Annotated in this window: 25 protein-coding genes and 1 pseudogene; 9 read left to right on the top strand and 17 right to left on the bottom strand. The window is 36.3% G+C overall.

Features of this window, described 5'->3' with window-relative positions; translation table 11 throughout:
* Positions 1 to 15: 15 nt before the first annotated feature.
* The gene (accB, locus tag C568_RS0103220) at positions 16 to 504 is read right to left on the bottom strand and encodes an acetyl-CoA carboxylase biotin carboxyl carrier protein (protein WP_018780783.1); all 489 of its coding nucleotides are present in this window, start codon (positions 502 to 504) and stop codon (positions 16 to 18) included.
* 485 nt (positions 505 to 989) lie between these two features.
* On the opposite strand from accB, the gene C568_RS34575 reads away from it, so the two are divergent.
* Positions 990 to 1,187: a hypothetical protein gene (locus C568_RS34575; RefSeq protein ID WP_016116263.1), complete on the top strand. Its 198-nt coding sequence runs from the start codon at positions 990 to 992 to the stop codon at positions 1,185 to 1,187.
* Positions 1,188 to 1,258: 71 nt separating this feature from the next.
* Here the strand turns inward: C568_RS34575 and C568_RS0103215 are convergent, their stop codons facing one another.
* The 9 genes from C568_RS0103215 to C568_RS0103175 are packed head-to-tail and all read right to left on the bottom strand — an operon-like array spanning position 1,259 to position 6,778.
* On the bottom strand, positions 1,259 to 1,912 hold the full coding sequence (locus C568_RS0103215; protein WP_018780782.1) for a SpoIIIAH-like family protein: 654 nt from the start codon (positions 1,910 to 1,912) through the stop codon (positions 1,259 to 1,261).
* A gap of 12 nt (positions 1,913 to 1,924) precedes the next feature.
* On the bottom strand, positions 1,925 to 2,590 hold the full coding sequence (spoIIIAG, locus tag C568_RS0103210) for a stage III sporulation protein AG (protein WP_018780781.1): 666 nt from the start codon (positions 2,588 to 2,590) through the stop codon (positions 1,925 to 1,927).
* On the bottom strand, positions 2,580 to 3,212 hold the full coding sequence (spoIIIAF, locus tag C568_RS0103205) for a stage III sporulation protein AF (RefSeq protein WP_018780780.1): 633 nt from the start codon (positions 3,210 to 3,212) through the stop codon (positions 2,580 to 2,582). The genes spoIIIAG and spoIIIAF overlap by 11 nt, the downstream gene beginning before the upstream one ends.
* Before the next feature lie 12 nt (positions 3,213 to 3,224).
* The gene (gene spoIIIAE / locus C568_RS0103200) at positions 3,225 to 4,397 is read right to left on the bottom strand and encodes a stage III sporulation protein AE (protein WP_018780779.1); all 1,173 of its coding nucleotides are present in this window, start codon (positions 4,395 to 4,397) and stop codon (positions 3,225 to 3,227) included.
* A 10-nt stretch (positions 4,398 to 4,407) separates the two neighbouring features.
* A complete protein-coding gene (gene spoIIIAD, locus C568_RS0103195) occupies positions 4,408 to 4,794 on the bottom strand; it encodes a stage III sporulation protein AD (RefSeq protein WP_077293892.1) in 387 nt (128 codons plus the stop codon).
* Between the two features lie 20 nt (positions 4,795 to 4,814).
* Positions 4,815 to 5,018, bottom strand: coding sequence for a stage III sporulation protein AC (spoIIIAC, locus tag C568_RS0103190; protein WP_000020914.1), 204 nt, complete (start codon positions 5,016 to 5,018; stop codon positions 4,815 to 4,817).
* Positions 5,019 to 5,033: 15 nt separating this feature from the next.
* Positions 5,034 to 5,549 carry a stage III sporulation protein SpoIIIAB gene (spoIIIAB, locus tag C568_RS0103185; RefSeq protein WP_016131997.1) on the bottom strand — a complete coding sequence of 172 codons (516 nt, stop codon included), beginning with the start codon at positions 5,547 to 5,549 and terminating at the stop codon, positions 5,034 to 5,036.
* Positions 5,543 to 6,469 (bottom strand): stage III sporulation protein AA, encoded by a 927-nt coding sequence (spoIIIAA, locus tag C568_RS0103180; RefSeq protein WP_003200253.1) that lies wholly within the window; start codon positions 6,467 to 6,469, stop codon positions 5,543 to 5,545. Before spoIIIAA ends, spoIIIAB begins: the two co-directional genes overlap by 7 nt.
* A gap of 27 nt (positions 6,470 to 6,496) precedes the next feature.
* The gene (locus tag C568_RS0103175) at positions 6,497 to 6,778 is read right to left on the bottom strand and encodes a YqhV family protein (protein ID WP_003200251.1); all 282 of its coding nucleotides are present in this window, start codon (positions 6,776 to 6,778) and stop codon (positions 6,497 to 6,499) included.
* Between the two features lie 197 nt (positions 6,779 to 6,975).
* On the opposite strand from C568_RS0103175, the gene C568_RS0103170 reads away from it, so the two are divergent.
* Both C568_RS0103170 and C568_RS0103165 read left to right on the top strand, forming a co-directional pair.
* Positions 6,976 to 7,539: a GNAT family N-acetyltransferase gene (locus C568_RS0103170; RefSeq protein ID WP_018780778.1), complete on the top strand. Its 564-nt coding sequence runs from the start codon at positions 6,976 to 6,978 to the stop codon at positions 7,537 to 7,539.
* Positions 7,536 to 7,838: a hypothetical protein gene (locus C568_RS0103165; RefSeq protein ID WP_018780777.1), complete on the top strand. Its 303-nt coding sequence runs from the start codon at positions 7,536 to 7,538 to the stop codon at positions 7,836 to 7,838. The genes C568_RS0103170 and C568_RS0103165 overlap by 4 nt, the downstream gene beginning before the upstream one ends.
* Before the next feature lie 37 nt (positions 7,839 to 7,875).
* Here the strand turns inward: C568_RS0103165 and efp are convergent, their stop codons facing one another.
* The 4 genes from efp to C568_RS0103145 form a co-directional block, all read right to left on the bottom strand.
* Positions 7,876 to 8,433 carry an elongation factor P gene (efp, locus tag C568_RS0103160; protein WP_006095937.1) on the bottom strand — a complete coding sequence of 186 codons (558 nt, stop codon included), beginning with the start codon at positions 8,431 to 8,433 and terminating at the stop codon, positions 7,876 to 7,878.
* A gap of 20 nt (positions 8,434 to 8,453) precedes the next feature.
* On the bottom strand, positions 8,454 to 9,515 hold the full coding sequence (gene pepQ, locus C568_RS0103155; protein WP_003200325.1) for a Xaa-Pro dipeptidase: 1,062 nt from the start codon (positions 9,513 to 9,515) through the stop codon (positions 8,454 to 8,456).
* A gap of 4 nt (positions 9,516 to 9,519) precedes the next feature.
* Positions 9,520 to 9,960 (bottom strand): type II 3-dehydroquinate dehydratase, encoded by a 441-nt coding sequence (aroQ, locus tag C568_RS0103150; protein WP_018780776.1) that lies wholly within the window; start codon positions 9,958 to 9,960, stop codon positions 9,520 to 9,522.
* A 75-nt stretch (positions 9,961 to 10,035) separates the two neighbouring features.
* Complete coding sequence (locus C568_RS0103145) at positions 10,036 to 10,500, bottom strand: YqhR family membrane protein (RefSeq protein WP_003200322.1); 465 nt, start codon at positions 10,498 to 10,500, stop codon at positions 10,036 to 10,038.
* Positions 10,501 to 10,743: 243 nt separating this feature from the next.
* On the opposite strand from C568_RS0103145, the gene C568_RS0103140 reads away from it, so the two are divergent.
* Together C568_RS0103140 and C568_RS0103135 are read left to right on the top strand one after the other, a co-directional pair.
* On the top strand, positions 10,744 to 11,664 hold the full coding sequence (locus tag C568_RS0103140; protein ID WP_018780775.1) for a DUF1385 domain-containing protein: 921 nt from the start codon (positions 10,744 to 10,746) through the stop codon (positions 11,662 to 11,664).
* Positions 11,665 to 11,747: 83 nt separating this feature from the next.
* The gene (locus tag C568_RS0103135) at positions 11,748 to 12,149 is read left to right on the top strand and encodes an SA1362 family protein (protein ID WP_006095934.1); all 402 of its coding nucleotides are present in this window, start codon (positions 11,748 to 11,750) and stop codon (positions 12,147 to 12,149) included.
* A gap of 17 nt (positions 12,150 to 12,166) precedes the next feature.
* Here the strand turns inward: C568_RS0103135 and C568_RS0103130 are convergent, their stop codons facing one another.
* From C568_RS0103130 to C568_RS0103120, 3 genes and pseudogenes are all read right to left on the bottom strand, one after another.
* Positions 12,167 to 12,823: an HAD family hydrolase gene (locus C568_RS0103130; RefSeq protein WP_029426854.1), complete on the bottom strand. Its 657-nt coding sequence runs from the start codon at positions 12,821 to 12,823 to the stop codon at positions 12,167 to 12,169.
* Positions 12,824 to 12,927: 104 nt separating this feature from the next.
* The gene (gene mntR / locus C568_RS0103125) at positions 12,928 to 13,356 is read right to left on the bottom strand and encodes a transcriptional regulator MntR (RefSeq protein ID WP_016116280.1); all 429 of its coding nucleotides are present in this window, start codon (positions 13,354 to 13,356) and stop codon (positions 12,928 to 12,930) included.
* A gap of 145 nt (positions 13,357 to 13,501) precedes the next feature.
* A pseudogene (locus tag C568_RS0103120) lies at positions 13,502 to 13,915 on the bottom strand (spore photoproduct lyase family protein); the annotation flags it as partial.
* Positions 13,916 to 14,098: 183 nt separating this feature from the next.
* Between C568_RS0103120 and C568_RS0103115 the strand changes: the two are divergent.
* From C568_RS0103115 to C568_RS0103100, 4 genes are all read left to right on the top strand, one after another.
* The gene (locus tag C568_RS0103115; protein WP_016132003.1) at positions 14,099 to 14,416 is read left to right on the top strand and encodes a PadR family transcriptional regulator; all 318 of its coding nucleotides are present in this window, start codon (positions 14,099 to 14,101) and stop codon (positions 14,414 to 14,416) included.
* Between the two features lie 5 nt (positions 14,417 to 14,421).
* A complete protein-coding gene (locus C568_RS0103110) occupies positions 14,422 to 15,093 on the top strand; it encodes a DUF1129 family protein (protein WP_018780772.1) in 672 nt (223 codons plus the stop codon).
* Between the two features lie 20 nt (positions 15,094 to 15,113).
* Positions 15,114 to 15,773: a hypothetical protein gene (locus tag C568_RS0103105; RefSeq protein ID WP_018766186.1), complete on the top strand. Its 660-nt coding sequence runs from the start codon at positions 15,114 to 15,116 to the stop codon at positions 15,771 to 15,773.
* Positions 15,774 to 15,973: 200 nt separating this feature from the next.
* Entirely contained in the window at positions 15,974 to 16,819 is an 846-nt protein-coding gene (locus C568_RS0103100) for a hypothetical protein (RefSeq protein WP_018780771.1), read from the top strand.
* Positions 16,820 to 16,825 lie beyond the last annotated feature (6 nt).

The following is a 16,825-nucleotide window of genomic DNA, read 5'->3' as shown; positions in this document are numbered from 1 at the left end:
ACAAAGACTCCCTTATTACGCTTTTACAAGAAATAGCGGTTGTCCATACTCAACAAGTTGTCCGTTGTTCACAAGAATTTCAACAATCTCTCCATTTACTTCTGCTTCAATTTCATTAAAGAGCTTCATCGCTTCAACGATGCAAACGACTGTACCTTCTGAAACGCGATCCCCGACACTTACATATGCAGGCGTATCTGGTGAAGAAGATGCATAGAATGTTCCAACCATCGGTGATGTGATTGTATGTAAATTCTCATCTTGAACAGCTTTCTTCTCTTCCTGCTTCGGTACTTCTACCTGCGCCGCTGCTATGGCTGTTTCCATTTCTACCGCTTGCGTTTGTAATGCTTGTTTCACTACTGGCGTTGTCTGTACAGACACAACTTCATTCCCACGCTTTTTCATTTTAATTGTCGTGCCATCTTTTTTGTATTCAAATTCATCAATGTTAGAGCTATCAATTAACTTAATTAATTCACGAACTTCTTGAATTTTAAACATATAAAATCCACTCCCATACACTTGTTTGTCCCGTTCTTACAGATACTGAACATATAAAAGCAAACTATGTTGTCTGTAAAGATACGATTCATTCTCCTAGAGAAATCATTCCTATAACATTTACTAATAGAAACTTTTGCTACTCTCATCTTACGATAAATATTTTCAACATTCCAATTTATATTTCTTTACGATAAATCGAAACTCCTGTAAAAAATATTATTTCACTAAATAATTTATTACCTAGTAATAATACCAAGTTTCACTCAAAATTGGCAAGACCACTTCATAAAAAACATGTTTTTTCTCTTTTTTCATTTAAAATTTAGAGCTCTTGATTTATTATTCTCATCCTATTTTAACTATGTACAACAACATATTTTACAAAATATTATTTTTTTATTTACAAGCCGTTCATCCTTCCTTCACATACGAATAGTATGTTCAAAGTAAAGTAAAATATCTTAATAGTGAGGTGCAGAAACATGATATGGCTCATCTTGTTCTTACCAGCTGTATTAATCTGGCTCATCGTTGTCTTCACTCATATAAAATACGGAAAAAGCAACCACCATTACCACGAACCTTTAATTTTTTACTCTCAGCGCATTTCTCCTTTCCGAGGAGAAAACATTGAAATAGCACAAAAAGATGAAATAGAAAAAAGCTATCGAAAACGATAGCTTTTTTCTATCCGGCTGTTCGCGAGTAGTAATCCTCCAGCTTATCATAGCTCGTAATACATATTTAAAATTTATTTTACTGGATCAAACTTGACGCCTACATCCTTGGATCCTGCCTCAGCACGAACAAGTTGGATAATTTTATTCGCTTCTTTTTGAGAATGCTTCGTAGCTTTTACTGTTACTTTAATATCAGTTCCATCAGCTCTTACAAGCGCATCTTTATAGCCACCTTGTGATTTAATAACTGTTTCAAGCAACCCTTCCTTTGTTTCCATCTGATCGATTGCATTTAATTCATCTTTCGCTTTACTTATTTCTTCAGCGGAAGATTTCGTTGATTTCATAACATCTTGTAATTTTTCTTTCTCTGCACTGCGTTGATCTTCCATTTTCAAACGAAGTGCTGTAAAGTTTTCATCACTTGATTGAACTGTTACATTGCCTTCTTTTTTGCTTGTCTCTTTTTTACTATCATCTTTTTTCTCTGTTTCTTTGCCCGATGTTTCTTTTGGAGTAGCTTCTTTATTAGATGTTTCTTTTGTCGTTTCTTTTGTCGTTTCTTTTGTCACTTCTTTTTCAACACCTTGCTTTTCTTGTCCAACCTTTTCACTCGCTGTTGGTGTTGCAGTATTCATTTTGTCAGGCGTTGTTACATAATAGACAGATAACACAACAACTAAACTTAGCATTGTTAGTAACCAAACTGTTTGTTTTTTCAACACTTTATTTCCTCCCTAACCCTTTTTTGGTAGTACTGCTACGCGGTGTGATGGTACATCAAGCATACGTGTCACCGCTTCCTTTACCATTGCTTTTATTTGTATATTATCCACCCCTTTTGCTACGACAAGGACACCTCTCACTTTTGGTTTCTCTGTTCGCAATACAATCGGAGTTTCTTTATCACCTTCGCGTATAATCACCGTTTTTTCATCAGTTGATTCATCTTCAACTTGTCTTTTTCCTCCAGTTTTATCTGTTTCACCTGTTGTTTGCGATCGTTTCACAATATTTTTTTCAAGTATTTTTTCTTCTGATGAGTCCAAATTCACTTCAATAGACACATCTTTAACCCCTGTTATATCTTCTAATGCTGCTTTCAATTCTTGTTCATATGCTTTTTCGTATTTTTCTATAGCTGACATGTTCTCGCTCTTTTTTTGTCCAAAAGTCGGCACATCTTTTTCTGAATCTTGACTTGTCTTTTCTTTAAACACAGGCACTTCTTCTTTTTTCGGTTGAAAGAAATTACTAAAAAACATAAGCAACATTCCAAGTATGAGTAGGACAAGCAAAAACTTAGGTGTTACTTTTTTTCCTTTCTCCCTATCATCTTTTTCGTCCCCTTTCAATAAGTTGCGAAAAAATGAGAATTTCGAGTTTTTATCTTTATTGTCCATTTACTCTACCTGTCCCCCCTTCCATTTGAACTTGGATTTGTTTATCCTCTAGCTGCCACCTGCTTGAAAAGAACTGTTTCATTTCTACATTTGTTTCTTCCGAAGTTTTCCGAGGCGCTCTCGTATTAATTTCAACTGGCTTTACTGTTTCAATTGCATCGTTTTTCTTCACTTCAGCTTCTTTTAGCGTCACAATAACAGATTGAATATCTTTTGCCGCTTTTACTTCTTCCTTAGTTTCTGCTGCAATTATTTTTATTTCAGACACTGTCACGCCATACTTTTTCTCAAATTCTTTTCCAACTTCTTTTTTCATTTTGACAGCCATCTCTTCTAAACTATATGCACGTGTTAGGGCTTGTATTTCTTTTTTCTTTGTATCAATTGAATTTTTTATCGATCCGTCCGCTACGTATTTTTCTTGATTAAAATTCGCAATCACTTCATTTACATCCGTTTGTAATAACTTAAATAGCGGCGTTAAGATTAAAACGACTAACAATAAGCTCACAACAAATTTGACATACTTTTGTAAATTTGAATTAGGAAGGATAAGATGCAGCATCGTCGCTAAGAGCAAAAAGACGATAATATTTCTAATCCACTCTGTAACAAATTGCATACTCGTCACCTCCTATCGCATCATGAGGGTAATGTTCCCCGCGGCAATAATAATGGTAATGCTTAAAAAGAACATAAAGGATACGATAGCTAAGCAGGCAAATACATAAATGATACTCCTTCCTATAATATCTAAACATTTAATAATAGCTCCTCCGCCAACTGGCTGTAGTACTGCCGCTGCGAATTTATAAATAAACGCGATACAAAAGATTTGAATCGCTGGAAAAGCAACGATTAAACATAAGATAACAAGCCCGATAATCCCGACCGTATTCTTTAATAACCCAGAGGCGCTAATAACAGTATCCGCCGCTTCTGTAAACATCCGCCCTACCACAGGAATAAAATTTCCCGTTACAAACTTCGCTGTTTTAACAGCTATACCATCAGCAACTGCTGTTGCTGTCCCTTGCACAGATAATACGCCTAGAAAAACTGTTAGAAAGATACCAATAATCCCAACACTTACATTTTGCAGGAGCTTGGACAATTTCGTAACTTTATATTGATCACTCATTGTACTTACAATGCTTAAGATGGTCGCAAGTAATAAGAGCGGAAGAACAATATAGTTCATAAGCAGCCCACTTGTATTCATTAAAAAAATGATAATCGGATGGAAGAAGGATACTGATACAACCCCGCCTCCGGTCGCTATGAGTGCTAGGAGAATAGGAAGTAAAGCTAATATAAAATCTACCATCGTTTGAATCGTTTCCCGTGCATACGTCATGACCACATAAAAACTATTTAAAGCAAAAATAATTAACACCATATATATAACGGCATCTGCAATTTTACTTATGCTACTCTTCGAAAAGGCAGATTGTAATGATTGTAATAATGCACTGAAAATTGTGAGCATAATGAGCGTTCCAAGTAGCTTTCCATTTGCAACAAGCTCATGAAATAAATATTTTAATAGCCCTATCATCCATTCTTTTATCGAAAATTCCTTTTCGCCCTTTACAAATTCCATAAAGCTTCCCTTTTGACTCTCTGGCAAATAACCTCCATATTTTGTGACAAGCCCGTCCCAAAACTGCTTCACATCTTCGATTCCGAGTTTATCCAATTGTTGATCTACGACGTTTTTTTCTACAGGAGAAGCTTGTACGACAATTGGTAAAGAAAAGAAAAGGAAGCAAGCAAACAGCAGCTTAGCTCCAAACCTTTGCAACATTCACTCCCCCTTATCCCGTAGGTAAAAAACCAAGAATTGTTTCAATTACAACCGTTAAAATAGGAATAGCCATAACAAGAATTAAAATTTTCCCTGCTAATTCAATTTTTGAAGCAATTGCACCTTGACCAGCATCTTTTGTAATTTGTGCCCCAAACTCAGCAATGTAAGCAATTCCAATAATTTTCAGCAGTGTCTCTACATAGACATTGCTTACTTTCGCCTCACTTGCAACTCGCTCAATCATTCTTAAAATAGAATGAATTTGATCGATTAGCAGCAGAAACATGACACTCGCGATGAACACAATAAACAAAGAAGTGATACTAGATTTATGTTGATTTAGCACAGCTGCTAAAAATGTCGCGACGAGGCCCAATCCGACAATTTGTAAAATCTCGATTCGAACCGCCTCCTTTACTGAAAGAGAAAGACACTTTTAATCTTGTCAAACAAAGTATTAATCAAAAATGCAACATGAAATAAAATAACGACAAAACCGACAAGAATAACCCAGTTTGCAATATCCTCCCGCTTTAACTCTTTTAGTACTGTATGAATGAAAGCTAAAACAATGCCGATTCCGGCGATTTGAAATATTAATCCAACATCGATGGACATCGCCTTTCTCCCCCCCTATAGCAGTAAAATTACGATAAGTAGTCCTGCTAGTACACCCAAACTCTTTATCATCTTTTCATATTGAAGTTGAAGTGCTTTCGCTTCACCCTCTTCTCTTTCTAGGTGCGTAATACATAAGCGAATATGCTTTTGCTGCGATTCACGGTCATGCTGCCCTAATGTTTCACCAAATTGCTGCAAAATCTCATATTCAGTTTGTTTAAATGCAGTGAGTTTCCAATTTTCTTGTAAACTTTCAAGCCAAGCCTCTCTAACTGTTTGTTCGCCGCTTTCTAGTCGCTTTGAAAAACTTTGAAATATCCAGTTTAAAGGCTTTGGCATTTGTTTTACTAAGCGCTCTGCTGCTTCTGATAAAGGCGTATGCCCATACATGATTTCAGCTTCTAACGATTGCAGCGCTGCTTTTAAAAGCCTAAGTTGACGCGGGCGTTCACTATATCTTTTGGCATACGAAAAACCAAAGAAAGTGCTCACCGCTACAATTAACACCGCACCAAATATTTTCACCATACGCTTTGAACCTTTCCTCGCCTTTGAACAGGCTTTCCATCTCTATCCTTGACTTGAACAACGGTTCCAGGTCCCTTTGCTTTTGATAGTTCAATAAAGCGATCAAACACACCAAGCTCCATCACAGCCTTTAAAGATGGTCGTTTCATTACATCATCAAAAGAAAATCCGTGAGCACTTATAAAAAGCTGAACCCCCGCATGTACCGCCTCCATAATCGCTTCACTATCTTCCACACGCCCAATTTCATCAACAATTAGTACGTCCGGACTCATGGAACGAATCATCATCATCATTCCTTCTGCTTTTGGACATGCATCCAACACATCAACACGCGGGCCAAATTCATATTGCGGAATCCCTTTTACACATCCAGCGATTTCTGAACGTTCATCAACAATCCCCACTTTACAAGAAGGAATTTCATGAGAACGAACCCCTTGACTCATACAACGTGCCACATCCCTGAGAAGTGTTGTTTTCCCTGTTTGCGGAGGGCCAATTACCATTGTGTTTAACCAACGTGAGTCGTACAAATAAGATAAGAGTGGCTCAGCTATCCCGATTTTTTGACGGGCAATTCGAATATTAAATGATGACACATCTCGAATCATCTTCACTGCACTTTTCTCTGTAATTACTTTTCCAGCTAAGCCAATCCTGTGACCACCGCGCAAAGTAACATACCCACGCTTTAACTCTTCTTCCATCGTATAAATAGAATATTGACTAAGCTTATTTAATAAGTAGATTGCATCCTCTGCTGTAACGACATAGTCATAAAAGAACACTTCTCCACGAGCAATACATTCAAGTGGCCTTCCTATCCGAACCCTAATTTCTTCTAACGCGCTATATTGTTCACAGCCTTCAATAAACTGTTTCATCGCTTTTGGTAAAACCTCTAATACTTCTTTCATCTGCTTCTCCCCACCATACTTGACTTACTATTTCAACACCGCAATAAAAATACAGCCAATTCCGAGAGTTAGAAAAAAGAGCTTCAAAAAAGAAATTTCATTTGCAACACTCGCAATACCGATTGACATCGTTAAAATTAATACAGTCGGTCCAACAAATGCCAACATACCATTTATAAACAATGCTTTTTTTGCATCATTCACATAAAGCATAAGCAAAGCGGCGAATATCTCCGCACTACCTGAAAACAACCGAAGCAATCCCATGACAAGCACGGATGTTTCCATTGCCGCCAGCCATTGTTTCATTCTCCCACCTTCTCTCCTACCAATTACTTTTCAGTTCACTAACAAAACTCTTATTCCAAAAAGAATATATTTGTACAACCATATGCAGAGGTTGTCTATTTCAGAAGTAAAAACATAATTTTTCACATCAATTACCGTAAAAATCTGAATATTCCCATTAGTTTATGTTATATTTAGTGTACGAAAGGGGATTTTCTATGAATCACGTAACATTATTACCACTCGATTTACAATATGCAGACATCATTTTCACATTATCTAGCGATCCACATGTGAAAGACGCCCTAGGGCTAAAAGTAGAAACTATCGAAGATACAAAAGCATTTATTCGTTTTGCAATGGAAGAAGATCGAATAAAACAATCTCTATCAAGAGTGATTGTAAATGAAAACAAGGAGATAATTGGTATCACCTCTCTCAAACATATCAATCACAAAAAAAAGAAATCTCATATCGGTAGTTGGCTCGGCTATCCATATTGGGGCCAAGGATACAATGAAGCTGCTAAAAAGGAAATTTTTAAAATGGCATTTGAAGAATTAGATCTTACATATGTATTCGCGGGCGCAAAAACAACTAATATCCGTTCGCAAAAAGCGCAGGAGAAATTACCTTATATTTCTCTACATGTAGAAAAACAGTTTCCAGGTGAACATATAGCACTAGAAAAAGAGACAAAATCCCCTTGTGTGCTACATGTTATATCTCGTGAGAATTTTTTAAATTGGATGGAATTAAAAAACAAGGAGGCATCAAATTGAAAGCAATTAAATTTTTTGTCACAATTACATTAGAATTTGTTGGTATCTACCTTTTTTCAAAAATGGTTGGTTGGTCATTTATGGAGGCCTTCTTTCTAGGGAGTTTAGCGATATTCGGTGTTATTTGGTTGCTTGCGTTAAATATCAATCTTAATGCCAATATGGATCACACTATATACAAAACAGGTATAGTAAAACCATTCCAATTCATTTGGAGTCCTTACATAATGGGAACAATCAGTCTTATAGCTATCAGTCTTATTACAAGCATCATTTATTATATACCTTATTTCACATAAAAAAAGCACTCGTGATCATCACGAGTGCTTTTTTTAACTATGCACGAGAAACGTATTTACCTTCACCTGTGTTGATGATAAGCATTTCGTCTTCGTTAATGAAGATTGGTACTTGTACAACAAGGCCAGTTTCTAATGTAGCTGGTTTTGTTACGTTAGAAGCTGTGTCACCTTTAATACCAGGCTCTGTTTCTACAACTTTTAACTCAACTGTGTTTGGAAGTTCAACACCAAGTACTTCGCCTTGGTATGTCATAATTGCTACTTCCATGTTTTCTTTTAGGAATTTAAGTTCGCGCTCGATTTGGTTTTCGCCAAGTTCGATTTGCTCATAAGTTCCGTTATCCATAAATACGTGAGACTCACCGCTCGCGTATAAGTATTGCATACGACGGTTTTCGATGTGTGCTTTTTCTACTTTTTCACCAGCACGGAATGTTTTTTCTTGAACAGAACCTGTGCGAAGGTTACGTAATTTAGAGCGAACGAACGCAGCACCTTTACCTGGCTTTACATGTTGGAAATCAAGCACTTGCCAAAGGGCATTGTCCACTGAAATTGTTAAACCTGTACGAAAATCATTTACTGAAATCATGCAAAAAATCCTCCTGTGTATTACAAAATAATAAGTTCTTTTGGAGATTTCGTGATTACTTCATTACCTTCACTTGTTACAATAATATCGTCCTCGATACGCACACCGCCAACACCAGGAATATAAATGCCCGGTTCTACTGTCACAGCCATTCCTGGCTCAAGTACCGTTTCAGAACGGAATGCTAAGCCTGGTGCTTCATGGATTTCAAGGCCCACTCCATGACCAGTAGAATGTCCGAAATATTCACCGTATCCTTTTTCCGTTATGTAGTCACGTGTTAATGCATCAGCTTCACGACCAGTTAAACCAGCTTTAATGCCGTTCACACCACGAAGCTGTGCTTCTAAAACGACATTATAAATTTCTTTTAATTTATCAGATGGTTCGCCGACTGCAATCGTACGCGTAATATCAGAGCAATATCCTTTATAATAAGCACCGAAGTCTAATGTTACGAAATCTCCTTTTTCTATCACTTTTTCAGATGCCACACCATGCGGCAATGCTGAACGAAGTCCTGAAGCAACGATAATATCAAACGAAGAAGATGTTGCTCCTTGTTTTCTCATGAAAAATTCAAGTTCATTTGACACTTCAATTTCAGATACGCCTGGGCGAATGAATGATAGAATATGTTCAAAGGCAGCATCTGCAATCTGTGCAGCTTCCTTTAATATCTTAATCTCTGAATCCGTCTTAATCAAGCGTAACTTTTCTACAAGCCCAGAAGTTGGAACAAATTCCGCTTCTACCGCTTCTTTATGTGCTGTATAAGAGCTATATGTAAGAGTATCTTGCTCAAAGCCAAGCTTTTGAATTCCTAATTCTTTCACTTGTTTCGCAACTTCATCCAGAATTGGTCCTGTATGTTGCACAATTTCATAACCAACAGCTTGTTTACCAGCTTGCTCTACATAGCGGAAATCTGTAATAAACAGAGCACGATCATTAGAAATAAGTACAACACCAGCTGTCCCTGTAAAGTTCGTCATATATCTACGGCTATATTCATTCGTTAATAAAATACCATCAATACCAGCTTCACCAAATGCATTTCTTAACTTCGTGATCTTTTCCATCAATTTATGCCTCCCTAAGTTTCTCCAATAATGCAAATAACGCTAACTTATAGCCATAAAAACCAAACCCAACAATTTGGCCCGCCGCGACTGTTGCCGTCACAGATTCATGACGAAACGATTCCCGCTGGTGGATGTTAGAAATATGTACCTCAATAACTGGAATCGAAATGCTCGCTATCGCATCTCGAATCGCATAGCTATAATGCGTAAATGCTCCTGGATTTAGAATGATTCCTTCATATATGTCATCAGCCTCATGAATGATGTCAATAAGAGCACCTTCATGATTCGATTGAAAACATTCTAACTCCACTCCCAATTTCTCTGCTTCTTGCTTCATCTCTTCTTCTAATGATGGCAACGTTCCTTTCCCGTATACATTCACTTCTCGAACACCGAGACGATTTAAGTTAGGACCGTTAACGAGGAGTACTTTTTTCATATACTTTAAACTCCTTAATATAAAAAATGTCTATACAACATTCTAACACAGGAGCCACTTATTTGAATAGTTTGTCTACTCCAACCCTTCCCCTTGATTCGCATTGTTCGCTTCAAATGAAACAGAATATGTGATAAACACACCGTATAAAATAAAAATACATATTGTTGTGACAATTGTTTCTTTCGGTAAATGAAGTGCATTTTTTATAACAGGTGCAATAGAACCCAGTCCGAAAAATAAAATGCCCCACCAAAACAGTCCATAGAGTATTCCCGGTAGTATCCCTTCAAATCTTTTGAAAAGAGCCCTATAGAGAAATGCCACTAAAATAGAAAGAAGCCCTATACAAACAATACCCAATACATTTCCCCAAACTCCTTCTTTCCACGATCCAAACGCAAATGGTAAAAGCAAATAGTTTGGTCCGGCTTCTGTAAATGAAAAAATATGAAGAAAATACCATATACATCCCCAAAAAACACCACCAAATAAACCAATCTGTACAATGTTTTTTGTTATTGATTGTTCTTGCTTCACATCGACACCTCCGCTTACTAGTATGTCCGAAACTATTTTGAAGCATGTTTAAATCATGCGAAATTTGTCTATAAAAAGAATAAGAAATGTCTGGCTTCCGTAACAATTTTCCTTGTCAGCAGCTTGTGTTTGTCGATAAAATAAAGGAAACTCGGTGATTGTCAAATCTCACAATGACAGAACCAAGTATGACAATTGCCTCTTTTCTACATAAGAGAGAAACAAATACAGGTTGGTGTTAACATGGCAGAGGAGACAAAACAAATATACGGTGGGCAAGCGGTCATAGAAGGAGTTATGTTTGGTGGTAGAGAATATACTGTTACAGCGGTTCGTCGCAAAGATAAATCAATCGAATTTTATCGATTACCACGCGTGCGGAATAAAGTATTATCTATGCTAAAGAAAGTTCCATTTCTACGTGGTATCGCCGCTATCGTTGACGCAAGTGCCAATGGAGCAAAACATTTAAACTTTGCTTCGGAACGATTTGACGTTCATCCTGAAGACGATGAACAACTTACACACAAGAAAGAAGAGCAGTCAAAATTAACGATGGTATTAGGAGTAGCCGCAGTCGGAATCTTATCGTTCATATTCGGCAAAGTCATTTTCACAGCAGTCCCCGCACTTTTAGCGGAATTGACACGACCGATTTTCCCATCTCACACTGGGCAAATTATTGTCGAAAGCATCATTAAGCTCATCCTTTTACTGAGCTATATATATATTGTGTCACTAACTCCGCTCATTAAGCGTGTGTTTCAATATCACGGTGCGGAACATAAGGTCATTAATGCTTACGAAAACAATCTTCCACTGACAGTAGCAAATGTACAAAAACAAACTCGTCTCCATTATCGTTGCGGTAGTAGTTTTATTATATTTACAGTCATTATCGGAATGTTTGTCTACTTTCTTGTTCCAACTGATCCCCTTTGGGTCAGAGTGGTAAATCGAATTTTATTAATTCCAGTTGTTCTAGGGATTTCTTTTGAAGTCTTGCAATTTACGAATCGATTACGAGATATTCCGGTCTTGCGCGCATTAGGATACCCAGGGTTATGGCTTCAACTATTAACAACAAAAGAACCAGAAGATGATCAAGTTGAAGTTGCAATTGCATCCTTTGAAGAATTATTACGTTTAGAAGAAAAACACTAATAATTTTTTAAAAATGGTACTCAACTCCTTTCCTTGTCGCTAATATACTAATTTTAATATATGTTATTTAGGAGGTGTTCCCTATGAACGGTCGTTCGTTTACGTTCGCTTTATTCGTGCTTATTATTGGGTTAGCAATATTCGGTCTCGTATCATCTGCAATTACAGATCCATACGGAATGGTTAAAAACATTGTCATCATGTTACTTGTTGTTGGTGTCTTTTATTTATTATATAAAATGTTTACAAGTTCCAGCGGTTCCGCCAATTCGCAAAACTCTTATAAGCGTGCTGCGAAACAATCGAACCGAAAATACGGAAAACAAAACGTAGCACCCCTAAGCAATTCTTTATTAAAACGAAATGCTTCTGATGACAAAGTTAAGAAAGGCAATTCATCATTGTTAAAAAGGAAACGAAAACAATCTCATTTAACCGTGATTGAAGGTAAAAAAAATAAAAAGAAAGACCGCGCTTCCTTTTAGGAAATGCGGTCTTTCTTTTATTTATGCTCCCTCACATATTGAAGTACTTCTGTTAAGCTTTTTTCTTTCATACTTCCTAAGCGAAGATGGTGATTTTCAAACTGCAAAGCCTTTGTAACTTCATTTGGAACAACGACACATTTTAATCCTGCCGCAATCGCTGCTTTCAATCCATTTACTGAATCCTCAAACACAACAGCTTCTGAAGAATCAATTTTCAGTTCTTCAATAGCCGCTTTATACAGTGCTGGATCTGGTTTTACTTTCTCCACATCTTCTTTCGTTTTAATTACTTCAAAATACTCCCGAATCCCTAAATCTTCTAAAAACCCAATAACCCATTCTCTTGAAGAACTAGAAGCTAAACCAATTTTTACTCCAAGACCTTTTGCTTCTTCTAAGTATTCTTTCACACCATCACGAGCTACTGGTATTTTCATTTTCTCTTGATGTAAAGTCGAAACTTTTTCTTTTAGCAAGTTCTTATTAAATTGCTCTTTCAATTGTTGTTCAATATATGTATAAAGCACTTCATCTGTTGTTCCAATACATTTTGCAAACTCTTCTAGAGGTAAATCTCCACCATATTCGCGAATTACTTCCTGAAAAGCTTGGAACCAAATTGTTTCTGTATCTACAATTAATCCATCAAAGTCAAAAATAATTGCTTTCATTCCGATCCCGCCTTTTACAAAACAATTTTTCACATCTCTATACATTCACCTTAAATAAAGTAAATTCCTCTTCTAAACAAAAAAGGAAACGCCTCTCGTTCCCTTTACTTCCCCTGCTCTTCATTTGCTTTTTGAACACCGCGAAGTGTTTCAATTCGAAGTTCATCTTGCTCAAAATATTGTACTAAATCACCAATGCGATCAATAGCTTCCCAACTTAAATGATGCTCAATTCCTTCTACATCATTATAAATCTTACTTTCATCCACACCGATGATACGCATAAATTGTTCTAGTAACTCATGACGATATACAAGACGCTCCCCGATTTTTTTCCCTTTTGATGTTAATACAAGCCCTCTATATTTTTCATAAATTAGATACTCATCTTTATCTAACTTTTGTACCATTTTCGTTACAGAGGATGGATGTACACTAAGCGCTTCAGCAATATCAGATACGCGGGCATATCCCTTTTCATCAATTAACAAATAAATTTGTTCAATATAATCTTCCATACTAGGGGTAGGCATCGGCTTCCTCCATCCAATTTTATTTTGTGTTTTCCGCACTAAGCAATCAATAAAATGATACACCAGAAAGGGTATCATGACAAGGGTGGAAACAGACCAAAAGCTATGAAACATAAAAAGAATCTGCATGTATATACAGATTCTTTTATGTGAAATATTGAATTTCAGCATTCGGAAAATATTCGTAACTATTTCTTCTTATCGTTTCCTCTAACCTCACTGCATCATCTTTCTGATATACATATTTTCCGATGCCATATCGTCCCCATTTATATTTTCGTTTCTCCTCATCCATTTCGAGTTTCGTATTGGGATAACGTTGTTGTATTACCTTTTTCGCTGGCTTAGTAAAGCGATGTTGAATCAATTCGAATGATAAATTTAGTAGGGTTAAATCTTTTAACGCATCAAAAAGTCGTCCAAATAATTCACGATACCCGTCTTCCCAACCTTCATGCATATAAATTGGAGCAACAATAAAACCAAGTGGAAAATTTGCTCCCGCTACTTTACGGGCTGCTTCAATTCGATCCTCAAATGGTGTGGTACCCGGTTCAAAATAAACAAGCTTTGGCATAAATGGCTTCATATGATCCCCTCCCTCATTTTAGTATGAGCAAACGCACGCTGACAGCGCTGTTTAAAATTTTCCACTTTAGTAACTTGTGTTGCAAGTTACCGAATGTTATAATTCAGATAACAACTACCTTGCACAACAAGTTACTTGAAGGCGGTGACGCAATTGCATAGTCAAATGTTAAAAGGTGTGCTCGAAGGATGTATTTTATATATCATTTCGCAAGAAGAAGTGTATGGATATGAACTGAGTACGAAATTAAACCAACATGGCTTTACATTCGTAAGTGAAGGTAGTATCTATCCTCTTCTGCTACGAATGCAAAAAGAAAAACTCATTGCTGGTACATTAAAAGCTTCTAGCCTTGGGCCAAAGCGAAAATATTATCATGTAACCGATAAAGGGTTCGAACAGCTAGAAGAGTTTAAGAAGAGCTGGGGGATGGTTTCGACAACGGTAAATAATTTATTGCAGGGAGAGTGAGATTGATGAAAGCGAAAGATTTAATTGAGCTGAATAATAAAAAACGCAAATTATTGGCGGAGGAAAATGAAGCGGCTTACGGGGATATGCTCGTTTACATTCGATTAGCTAATATCCCAGAACAGCAAGTAGAAGAACTGCTATTAGAGATTTTAGATCACTTGCTTGATGCACAAGAAGAAAAGAAAAATGCTTATGATATTTTCGGAACTGACTTACAAGCTTACTGTGATGAAATAATCACTGCACTTCCAAAACAAAATATATGGCAGAAAATAGCCACACCAACCTTTATGAGTAGTTATTTACTCGCTATATTTTTCGCTATTAATTCTCTTGCCGCTTTTATTTTACCCTTTTTCTCTGATAACAAACGCTTTCAATTTGTACAGATAAATTTCATATATGTATTTGTAATCATTATCGCTATACACCTTGCTATCCGTTTTGTATTTGACTTTATCAAAGGGGATTTATTCAATAACCATATGGGTAATTGGAAGCGCATAACGAGCTTCATTTACCAACAAAGTCCATGGTTTATACTCATTGTCATTTCTTTATTTTTTATAGACCGTCCATTTATAAAGTATCAACTTTCTCCTTGGATTGGATCATTACTTGCCATCACTTTTTATTTTTTTTATAAAATTTTTTATAGACGCGTAAACTTTTAATTACACAGGGAGTGAGAGGATTGAAGGCAAAAGACATGGTGGAACTTAACAATAAAAAACGCAAACTTCTAACCCCCGAAAATGAAGCTATCTATGGAGATATGCTCATATATTTGCGGTTTACTAGTATTCCACAGGAGCAAATGGAGGAGCTATTATTAGAAATACTAGATCACCTTTTAGAAGCTCAAAAAAATAGTAAAAATGCCTATGATATTTTTGGAGAGGATTTAAAAGCATATTGCGATGAATTAATTAATTCCTCTGAGCACCAAACTACTTTCGAAAAAGGTGCAGTTATTGGCTTTGCAGTTAGTTTATTGTTAGCTATCCAATTTGGATATGATACATTTACGCATGTATTTTTTAATCATGCAAATAAACCAGGGATTCCATTTAGTATCCTAGGAACAATATTGTCAGCTATTATTTTAACCACTGGTACTTTTTTAACTTTTTCCGTATTAAGACGATATTCTTTCACAATGCTAGCGTCTTGGAAGCAAAAAATTATGCTCATATTATCAGCTTGTATACCATTTGGATTATCAGTGTTTTCAGATATTTATTTTAAAACAAAACCTTATTTATCCTATAACTTAACAGTTTGGCAAGGTGCTCTTATTACAATTTCCTTTTACATTTTATACAAAATTTTATATAAAACCTCTAGATTTTAACAGCCTTCAAAAAGGCTGTTTTTCTTCTGTCTAATTTTACAAATTGAAAAATTTCATAAAGAAAAAAAGAAAAATGCAAAATAATTAAAGTTAATTGTTGACGTGATGCTTTTATTATCGGTATCATATTTCTTCGTGAGCAATTATTTTTCGTTATACGATTTTTTTATTATTAATGAATTTTTGAGAGGGGAAATTTGATGTCACTTAAGAAAAAAACGCAAGTACGCACCGGCAAAATGGTACGTGAACTAATGTTAGCAGACGAAGATGTAAATGCTTCGCTAATTATGGTATATAGTGAAAACGGTGTAAATGCAGAAATTAAAATCGAGGGCTTAACGCCAAAATGTAACGAAGAATTATTTTTGAGCGGGAACGTAGATTGGAACAAAAGTGTGATTTATAAAATTGTCGATTTCACTGGAAACGCTGAAGTTGGTAAAGTTACATTAACCGCAATGAACAAAAACAATGTTTCCCTAGAAATCGAACGCGTTATGTGGAGCAAAGAGAATAAAGAAGCAGCTGAACAGGAAGTGGCACCTGTAGAAACTGCTCCCAAAAAAGAAGTAGTGGTAGAAAAAGTACCTAAAGTAGTCACAGCTGCTCCAAAGCCTATTACACGTGCTGAAGAACCCGTTGTAATCCCTAAACCTACTCCAGCACCAGCGCCAAAGCCAGTACGTTCAGAGACAGTTGTAGCGGCACCTACTTCAGCACCTGTAAAGAAAGAAGTACCCACTCCGGTTGCAAAGCAAGAAACGGTTTCGGCTATGCCTACAAAACCAAAACAAGCGGCTCCAGCCGAAGCGAATTCAAAACTACAAGAAAATTATGTGAAGCTTGTGAAGAAAACAATTGAAGTATGTCAAGATTATGAGCTTGGCATCGATATAGATGATTCCATTGAAAACTTAAAAGAAGAATTACAAAGCCAAGGAATTAGCGTTACTTTTGATAAAGAGATTATGGATGTTGTAAATCGTCTTCGTTCTTTACAAGACAAAGGAATCAAAGTAGAAAAAGTACTGAATTTACTATAAAAATAA

This window comes from Bacillus sp. 95MFCvi2.1 (assembly GCF_000374965.1).
In the GTDB taxonomy this organism is placed as follows: Bacteria; Bacillota; Bacilli; order Bacillales; family Bacillaceae_G; genus Bacillus_A; species Bacillus_A pseudomycoides.
This window is presented reverse-complemented; position numbering and strand designations above follow the sequence as displayed.

Bases quoted from the DNA above. Each gene is read 5' to 3' on its own strand.
- spoIIIAG (WP_018780781.1), bottom strand. From the start codon at position 2,590: ATGGACAATAAAGATAAAAACTCGAAATTCTCATTTTTTCGCAACTTA.
- mntR (WP_016116280.1), bottom strand. From the start codon at position 13,356: ATGCCTACCCCTAGTATGGAAGATTATATTGAACAAATTTATTTGTTA.
- efp (WP_006095937.1), bottom strand. From the start codon at position 8,433: ATGATTTCAGTAAATGATTTTCGTACAGGTTTAACAATTTCAGTGGAC.
- C568_RS0103170 (WP_018780778.1), top strand. From the start codon at position 6,976: ATGAATCACGTAACATTATTACCACTCGATTTACAATATGCAGACATC.
- C568_RS0103140 (WP_018780775.1), top strand. From the start codon at position 10,744: ATGGCAGAGGAGACAAAACAAATATACGGTGGGCAAGCGGTCATAGAA.
- spoIIIAB (WP_016131997.1), bottom strand. From the start codon at position 5,549: ATGGTGAAAATATTTGGTGCGGTGTTAATTGTAGCGGTGAGCACTTTC.
- pepQ (WP_003200325.1), bottom strand. From the start codon at position 9,515: ATGGAAAAGATCACGAAGTTAAGAAATGCATTTGGTGAAGCTGGTATT.
- C568_RS0103175 (WP_003200251.1), bottom strand. From the start codon at position 6,778: ATGAAACAATGGCTGGCGGCAATGGAAACATCCGTGCTTGTCATGGGA.
- spoIIIAC (WP_000020914.1), bottom strand. From the start codon at position 5,018: ATGTCCATCGATGTTGGATTAATATTTCAAATCGCCGGAATCGGCATT.
- accB (WP_018780783.1), bottom strand. From the start codon at position 504: ATGTTTAAAATTCAAGAAGTTCGTGAATTAATTAAGTTAATTGATAGC.
- C568_RS0103100 (WP_018780771.1), top strand. From the start codon at position 15,974: ATGTCACTTAAGAAAAAAACGCAAGTACGCACCGGCAAAATGGTACGT.
- C568_RS34575 (WP_016116263.1), top strand. From the start codon at position 990: ATGATATGGCTCATCTTGTTCTTACCAGCTGTATTAATCTGGCTCATC.
- C568_RS0103135 (WP_006095934.1), top strand. From the start codon at position 11,748: ATGAACGGTCGTTCGTTTACGTTCGCTTTATTCGTGCTTATTATTGGG.
- spoIIIAF (WP_018780780.1), bottom strand. From the start codon at position 3,212: ATGCAATTTGTTACAGAGTGGATTAGAAATATTATCGTCTTTTTGCTC.
- spoIIIAE (WP_018780779.1), bottom strand. From the start codon at position 4,397: ATGTTGCAAAGGTTTGGAGCTAAGCTGCTGTTTGCTTGCTTCCTTTTC.
- C568_RS0103130 (WP_029426854.1), bottom strand. From the start codon at position 12,823: ATGAAAGCAATTATTTTTGACTTTGATGGATTAATTGTAGATACAGAA.
- aroQ (WP_018780776.1), bottom strand. From the start codon at position 9,960: ATGAAAAAAGTACTCCTCGTTAACGGTCCTAACTTAAATCGTCTCGGT.
- spoIIIAA (WP_003200253.1), bottom strand. From the start codon at position 6,469: ATGAAAGAAGTATTAGAGGTTTTACCAAAAGCGATGAAACAGTTTATT.
- C568_RS0103110 (WP_018780772.1), top strand. From the start codon at position 14,422: ATGAAAGCGAAAGATTTAATTGAGCTGAATAATAAAAAACGCAAATTA.